The organism is Mesorhizobium sp. M1006 (genome assembly GCF_040318825.1).
Classification (GTDB): Bacteria; Pseudomonadota; Alphaproteobacteria; order Rhizobiales; family Rhizobiaceae; genus Mesorhizobium.
In genome coordinates this window covers 1-6,922 of record NZ_JAMYMZ010000099.1, presented here as the reverse complement: position 1 = coordinate 6,922, position 6,922 = coordinate 1, and the positions used below count along the sequence as shown (strand labels likewise).

Annotated in this window: 8 protein-coding genes; 3 read left to right on the top strand and 5 right to left on the bottom strand. The window is 58.6% G+C overall.

Going from position 1 to position 6,922, the window contains the following annotated elements:
• The first annotated feature begins 253 nt into the window (after nt 1-253).
• Nucleotides 254-832: a DUF309 domain-containing protein gene (locus NKH60_RS34345; protein ID WP_352772310.1), complete on the top strand. Its 579-nt coding sequence runs from the start codon at nt 254-256 to the stop codon at nt 830-832.
• Nucleotides 833-886: 54 nt separating this feature from the next.
• Here NKH60_RS34345 and NKH60_RS34340 read toward each other — a convergent pair whose 3' ends face one another.
• From NKH60_RS34340 to NKH60_RS34330, 3 genes are all read right to left on the bottom strand, one after another.
• On the bottom strand, nt 887-1,279 hold the full coding sequence (locus NKH60_RS34340) for a hypothetical protein (protein ID WP_352772307.1): 393 nt from the start codon (nt 1,277-1,279) through the stop codon (nt 887-889).
• 871 nt (nt 1,280-2,150) lie between these two features.
• Nucleotides 2,151-2,894: a glucoamylase family protein gene (locus tag NKH60_RS34335; protein WP_352875026.1), complete on the bottom strand. Its 744-nt coding sequence runs from the start codon at nt 2,892-2,894 to the stop codon at nt 2,151-2,153.
• A 72-nt stretch (nt 2,895-2,966) separates the two neighbouring features.
• The gene (locus NKH60_RS34330) at nt 2,967-3,470 is read right to left on the bottom strand and encodes a hypothetical protein (protein ID WP_352875024.1); all 504 of its coding nucleotides are present in this window, start codon (nt 3,468-3,470) and stop codon (nt 2,967-2,969) included.
• An 895-nt stretch (nt 3,471-4,365) separates the two neighbouring features.
• On the opposite strand from NKH60_RS34330, the gene NKH60_RS34325 reads away from it, so the two are divergent.
• Both NKH60_RS34325 and NKH60_RS34320 read left to right on the top strand, forming a co-directional pair.
• On the top strand, nt 4,366-4,650 hold the full coding sequence (locus NKH60_RS34325) for a hypothetical protein (protein WP_352875022.1): 285 nt from the start codon (nt 4,366-4,368) through the stop codon (nt 4,648-4,650).
• A 333-nt stretch (nt 4,651-4,983) separates the two neighbouring features.
• Nucleotides 4,984-5,166, top strand: coding sequence for a hypothetical protein (locus NKH60_RS34320; protein ID WP_352875021.1), 183 nt, complete (start codon nt 4,984-4,986; stop codon nt 5,164-5,166).
• 35 nt (nt 5,167-5,201) lie between these two features.
• On the opposite strand, the gene NKH60_RS34315 is transcribed toward NKH60_RS34320, so the two are convergent.
• Both NKH60_RS34315 and NKH60_RS34310 read right to left on the bottom strand, forming a co-directional pair.
• Nucleotides 5,202-5,423 (bottom strand): hypothetical protein, encoded by a 222-nt coding sequence (locus tag NKH60_RS34315; protein WP_352875019.1) that lies wholly within the window; start codon nt 5,421-5,423, stop codon nt 5,202-5,204.
• 1,380 nt (nt 5,424-6,803) lie between these two features.
• Nucleotides 6,804-6,922 (bottom strand): KTSC domain-containing protein (locus NKH60_RS34310; protein WP_352875028.1); only part of this gene is annotated, 119 nt, incomplete at its 5' end.

The window sequence follows — 6,922 nt, the reverse complement described above, 5'->3', positions numbered from 1 at the left end:
CTACCCGCTCAAGTCAAAATGGCAGTCGCGCCATCTCAGAACGAGGCGCCCCTCCCGCGAAGCGGGTTCGTGCATTAGGCGCAAACCTGACCCCTGGCTGCGAATTCGAACCCAATACCCCGTCATCCTATGTTCATGATTTGTGCTTGAAACTCGCATAATTGGCAGTGAGGAATTGGGAGCGAAATCTCCCGAAACCGGAACCCACCCCATTCAAGGCCTCAGCTCTGACGAATGGCAGTTCCCATGTGACATGAATTGCCACAACGCGCTTTTCATGCTTGCTAGGCCGATGTCTCGTCCTCGCTTGCTGCCCGAAAAGAATCTTCCGACCTACGCGTACCTGCCTGGCAAACATCCGCATCCGGTACGTGACCCCTTGGGCCATAGCTACCGAAACGATCCCGTGACCGTCCCCCTTGCGGAAGCGTTAGGCTCGGATGTCTTTCGATGGGGAATCGACCTTTTCAACCATGGCTATTACTGGGAAGCCCATGAGGCTTGGGAGTCTCTTTGGCACGCTGCGAAACGAAGCACCCAGCACCGCCTGTTCTTCAAGGGATTGATCCTATTGGCGGCGGCCGGGGTAAAAATACGCGAGGGAAAGCGGGTCGCTGCCGTGCGCCACGCGACAAGAGCTGCCGCGCTTTTTCGTCAGGTGGTGACGGTGCCGAGCCGGCACTTTGAGACTGCACTCGGGATGACACCTGCCGCGCTTGCAGAATATGCCGAAGCGGCCGTAACTTCCCGGGTTTTCTTGCCAGAGCTAAAGCCTGACCAGCCCGAGCCCATTTTCGATTTTATTCTCGCCCCAAAATTGGAGAGTGTCTGATCGGCAACCCTCCGTTCAACCCAGCTTCGCCTGTGGGAAGGCTTGTAAGTAACCCTATTTATAAAAGCCGCTCACCACCGCATGCAGCGCCGTAAAGCAATAAGCGCTGGATCGGCTGCGGAGCCTTGACTTCAGACGAGGCATACCAAGCTTGTTGCCGCCCTGGACGCGCCGACGTGACGCCTCTATTCGCCGGACTACCTGGTCGACAGGGTGAGCGATCGACAACGATGGCGGTGCGGGACCACCCCAAAGTAAGTCAGAAACAATCACCCCAGCGATCAACGACTTCCTGCTTTCTGATGGCCTTGGTGTTTGTTGTAAAACCATCCGCGAGAGGTTCCACAATCCGGCGGCGCGGCGGCTGGTGCGCACGCGGTTCGCCCAATGCCGAATTCCGTCTTTCGCCTGGACCTGGCTGAAAATTCGCTGCGCTGGTTCTTTCATTGCACCGGCAATTCCGCCAGCTATTTCAGCTTCCCGTTTCCGTTGAAACTGAAATCTCTATCCGCGCTGATTGAGACCGTGATGTCGTCAAATTCACGCCTTTGACCCTGAGGCGACCTTCGCCGGCCGATACGCCAATGTCGCCAGTACGCCAAAGAACAGACGCTGGTCGGTAGCCCGCGCCGCTTAGTGGGGACGATAGATCACAGCAGCAGCCTCGAGCGAGCGCGATTGTCGCGGATGTAGACTATGAACAGAAGCAGCTAACGCCCGATGTCGTCCGGCCCAGCCGCGGGATTCGACCATCCGGGTGAGAAGATCGCGGTCGATCCGGATAGGGGGTGCCCTCCGGTGTCACCACGCGCCCTGCCATGGACGCCTGGCACGCGCACACGAGCTCTTTGCGGTGCGATCAGCTCAAAGTTGAAGGGCGAGCGAGTATCGTCGAATCGAGAGGCAATCAAACCGGGCGATCTAACGAAACCGACTTCGATTTGCGGCTGCGAACGGTCGGCTGCTTGATCTAGACCTGCGCTATAAACTCTGGAAATAAATTACCAAAGCGCATTCGTTTTGTGATATGGTGATCTGTTGGCCACAAAAAATCAAGAAAACAAAGGAGGCCGCGATGAAAGATTATTTTTCATTTCAGCTATTCATGAGAATGTCGACTGTGTTGTTTATCGGTACTGCTATCTATGCTATGGCATTTTGGAATACATGGTAGCGTTTAGGTTCAACGCTTAGACTTTCTCGCGACTATTCCCTGACATTTCTCACTCCGCGCCGCAACTACGACGCGGCGGGGAAGCGCATCGCGAACCGAGTGGACCTGCCAGACGATCACTCAGGGAAGAATCCACCCCATGGACTATGTCCGCGGCAGCTCCCGACCTGTGCATACGTTGATGTTGTCCAGACGCTGGCTGGTGAAGCCCAGCCTCGCCAAGCCCCTGCGCACCTCCGGCGTGCCCATGAACAGCTTCCACAGCAGCCCTGTACGATGGTTCTCGATCATCGCGATGATCGGCCCCTGATTGATCGCCAGATAGGTTCGGGAGTACCAGTTGCGATATTCGCAAAACGCGTCGACAAAGCCAAAGCGGCCCCATATGCGGTTTCGCGGCTTGGTCAGGAAACCACGTAGCGCGCACATCGCTTCCGCCGGAGAATAAGGGAAACTCGACAGGGCAGCGGACGGAGTGATCACGCCAAAGTCTCTGTCAGGTGCACTCGCGACGTACCCTCGCGGCCCATGGCTCGCGGTCAGACCCCAGCAATCAGGGCCGTATCCCAAATGGTTATGGGGATTGCGGACGCAATGCCAATAATTGATCTGCGTATGACGGAGGTTCTGTTGCCAGTAGTCGGCGTATCGGTCGCTTAGGCTTCGCGGATCGAGCCCGCAGAAGGAATAGTGCGAAAAGAAAAGCGGACCACCAGAATTCATTCCCAACGGCAGGACGATCCCGTAATGGTCGCGCCCGTTTCGAAAGTCGGGTCCACCCGCAAAGCCTTCATGATAGATCCCCGGATCGATCGGGTGGCGCGCTGATCCCGCCGCCAGCACGAAAGTGAGCAGGCATTCGTTCCAACCCCTGATCGGGCTGTCCATCGCCCAGCCGTGGCTCGGGCTCCAGTGGCACATAAGTTGCCGAGCCCCACGTGTGAACCAGTTCCATTCGGCCTATGACAACAGCGCGTTTACACACTCGCGAAGGCGCGCTTCCTCGGTTGCCATCCCGGCGAAATATTCACGGGCGCAAATCAGACCTTGAAACAGGAAAGTGGTTTCGACCAGATCAGCGCCGTCGTCCTTGCGTCGGAACGGAATTGTCGCACCGGTGCGGCCATTGATGAAATGCGGGAACACGCCGTGATAACGCTGCGAGCTTTCCAGGAAATCCAGCATTCCCTGCAATCGGCTTAATGCTGCCGTGCGATCGATCCATCCGCGTTCAACCGCAACGATGATGGCCAACATACCGAAACCAGAACCACCGATCGCCACGAGATCGTTGGCCGGAGCACCGGTGGTCTTCTGTCGATCTCGGGCAAGGCCGCTGACGGGATGTGCGCCTTCCCAGAAGTACCGGGCCGCTTGCCGTTGCACAACGTCCAGCAGCGCGTCCTCGTCGACTTTGTGAACGTTTGCCGGGAGGTCGGGTGCTTGGAGTGTGCTGGGGATCATCGAGCTGGTTGCTGATTGGCATACAGACCGCCGGACATTGTGCGATGTCAGGTCAAATGCTGCCATAGGATGAATCGGTTGCAATCTAAGGGTTACACAGCAATGGCCAAGGGTCAACCTTCGGCGCTGATTCACATTCTCCCGTTGGGGCGAAGCCTCGCCCTTCTGGTCGAGTAAATGCCCCGGCATTTGCTCGGCCAGAGGGGGAGAGCGCAGCCCGCCCACCGGCTACAGGCGTGCGGGTCAAGGGGTCTGACGGCGGAAAAACGGAAGGTTCGGCCGCCGGCCGAAAGCCGTTTTTTTGACGGCTGGACAAGCGGCTTGCCGCGCCTGCCCCTTGGCGCGCACGCCTGGCGCTGGCAGGCGGAAAGAAAAAGAGGAAAGTGAGCCACGCATTAGGCGCGCGGCTCTCCATCAGACAGGCGCCGAAGCGGCGCACCGAGATCCTCGGCGCAATCTTCTCGCGCCAGCCTTCGCCTATACTACAGCGCTCTTTGGGGGCGCTGTACGGGCAATCCAGCTGGTCCGGCCCGGGATAGAACAATAATCGCCTCCCACGCGGCGAGCGTCATGTGAAGGGGAGGGCGCTTCCAGCAAGGCGGCTTCATAGCTATCGGCCGTGTCCTCGCCTGATAGTTTCGACCTGACTGCGGACGGTCTACTTCCGTGACATTTCGAGACGTTCAAGACCTCGAAGCTAAGCGTCCGCCCATAGCGCTACTTGCTCGTTCCCCTCGATGAGACGAATGGCAACATTTGCGACCCGTTGCGGACGCTCGATCGCAGAAGGCGTACGGTGAGTCCGGCCATTGCCGTTGGGAGGCACGAAGGTCTTGGAAGACCGAAGGCGGGATTGGGGTCTCCCGCCGCAGGAGGCAAGTGAGATGGGTATGGCGTGATCGCGGAAGGTGGCCCGAAGCACGGCACTGGCTTCTCCGGAAATCGCTTGCTAGTGGCGCCAACCTTGCTTGAATTCGTCGATGAACCATCGCTCGACGTCGCCCCGCACGGAAGTACTGCTTCGGAATTTCAAGTGGCCCGGCGACTTCTGCTCAAGCCAAGAAAAGAAATCGGAACATCTCGGATTCTCTGGCTGATCAAGATCCCCGCGCTCTTCAGCCCATTTTGTGCAAAAGTAGCGAACACCCTGTTCTGCTTCCTCCCTGGTCATGAGGGATGACAGGTGATCACCCAAAGGCAAGTCTTCTGCAAGGCGCCAGCGCGAGCGTGCCCGCGTAGCTCACCAATGCTGCGATGCTGAACAGCTGATGAGGTATATGGAGGGATTAAGCTGGCGCCCGCTTTGCGCCTGATTCCGGCCGGTCGCACCTCAATCTCCCTTCCCGAAATCGGTCCGCACCGAAGAGGGCATGCGGGGACGAGATCACCCCATTGCGGTGAAGAGAGCACCCGATAATGCCAAATGCGGACCCGAATGCGTTGACGACAGCACAAACACATGATGTACCAATACCCACCGCCGCCCCGAGCACCCCGACACCGAGCCGTCGGCATGACGGCGACCGATCGTTCCGCCGCGGTCTGGATCGACCAATCGCTGGCCCACGTCGCTGAAGCCATCGGCCGCATGGACGATCGGTTCCTGGCCGAGCACCAGTCCGCCCACGATGAGCCGCGCTCGCCGTCTGTGGACATCATTGCCGCCGTGCTCGAGCGCGAGTGGTGGCGCCGGTAGCCGGTGGGGCGCGACGAATGAAGCGCCGGCCTAGTTCAATCTGGGCGACGCCCTTCAAAGCTGGGACGATCGATCTTCAACAAGCGGTCTGCGGCCTCGACCGCAGTTCGTATCCTGCTGCGCAGCGCGAGATTCTCGGCCAGCATTTCTTCAGTGCGTTGAAGCGCGAGCTCGGTCCGGCGGATGCGCCGCCTGGCATTGGCAACTTCCGATGTCAAAATATCTGCCGCTATCCCGTGGGGTTCCATAGTGTCCATCAGTTTCTAATGCATGGGGGGCGATATCGTTCCCTGATATCGGGCGAAACGGGGTGCCGCCGTTCCTCTATCAGTGATGAGCGCTGCCAAAATGCCCCGGCCGTCTTTGCCGCCGCGACAAAAGGCGAGATGGGCCGAATGACCAATGCGCTCCCTGTCAGTCGAGGCGGAACCGTATCCCGCCCGAGAGTACATTCGCGCGCATGATTCCGACGAACGCGGACCTTTCATCCGCTATTGAGAAACCTTGCATTCGACGGATGCAGTGGTGCTACGCTGCGGAGCCCTGGGGTGTCTCCACGCGGAATTGTTCATCGTGAGCCGATGCCATTGTGCAAGTTTCGCAGCACTCCGGGTGGCTATATCGCCTAAGACAGCATGAAGAAGCGCGCCAACTTCTTGTTCGGTGAGCCTGGGTGCAATTCCTGATTCGGACAGTTGAACGAGAATTGTCTTGGCGGTGCTGCGCCAGAAGGCATCGCGCTGGCGAGGCTTACGCGTTGCTCCCGGCTACGCAGCTTCGCTTGCACCATCATATAAGATAAGCCTAATGTAACCCATGATTCGGCTATTGAGGAGGCACGGCAGCGCCCTCGGGTTGGGCGCTATCTTAGCCGCAGCCTGCACTTAAGGGCAAAGATCGTTCGTATAAGAATTGCCGTGAACAGGCTGGTCAGGGATCAGCAGCACTCTTACCAATCCTTGTAGGTACAAAGCTTATATTAGCCAGAGTGAACGGAAGGTGATTCCGCACGGAAACCGATAGCCGACGGTTGCGTTGCGGATGAATGACGAGGATCAGAACCGACAACATCGCCACCGGCTACGAAGGCAAGCCGCATGACGGGCCGGTGGATGACGAATAGAAGCACTTTGTCTACTGCCCAGTCTGCGGGCAAACGTTCGACGCGCGCGATCTTGGACAGGTGTTCCACCACGCTGAGCCGCAGCACGAGCCGCTTCCGGTCGAGCAATAGTTCAGCTAATCAAGCTCCGGCGGGAAACTGACCTTGAAACCTTCAGCGCGCCAGCGTGATTGGGATTTCGGAGAAAGAGGTAAGGAGAGTGGTCGCCATGACCGTCCTCGCCGCACCCATAGCACAAGGGAGCGCACGATAGCACCGGATCGGATTCGGCCGATCTTGCGATATCGTACGAGGGGAAGGATTTGCTGGGCACCGAAGCTTCTCGTGCCCGGTGCTTCACCTGGACCGCAAAAAAGTCCCGCCGCACTGCCAGGACGGCGGGACCGATCAAGCGCTTTCCACCAGGCGCGGGGATGCGAGGGGGGGCTTTGCCAAGTGAGCGTCGACCGTAAGCGACCCTAAGCGCAACAGCGGCAAAGCGTCTACCAACCGCCGGTGACACGGAGAGGTCAAGTCATCCCGGGTCGCTATCGCTCGCAACCAGACGATAGCGGAAATTGTTGCGGATGTGGTCGTTGAAATAGCGGCCCTTGGCGAACGCGGCCCGGAACGCGGCAAAGGTTTCCGGCGGTA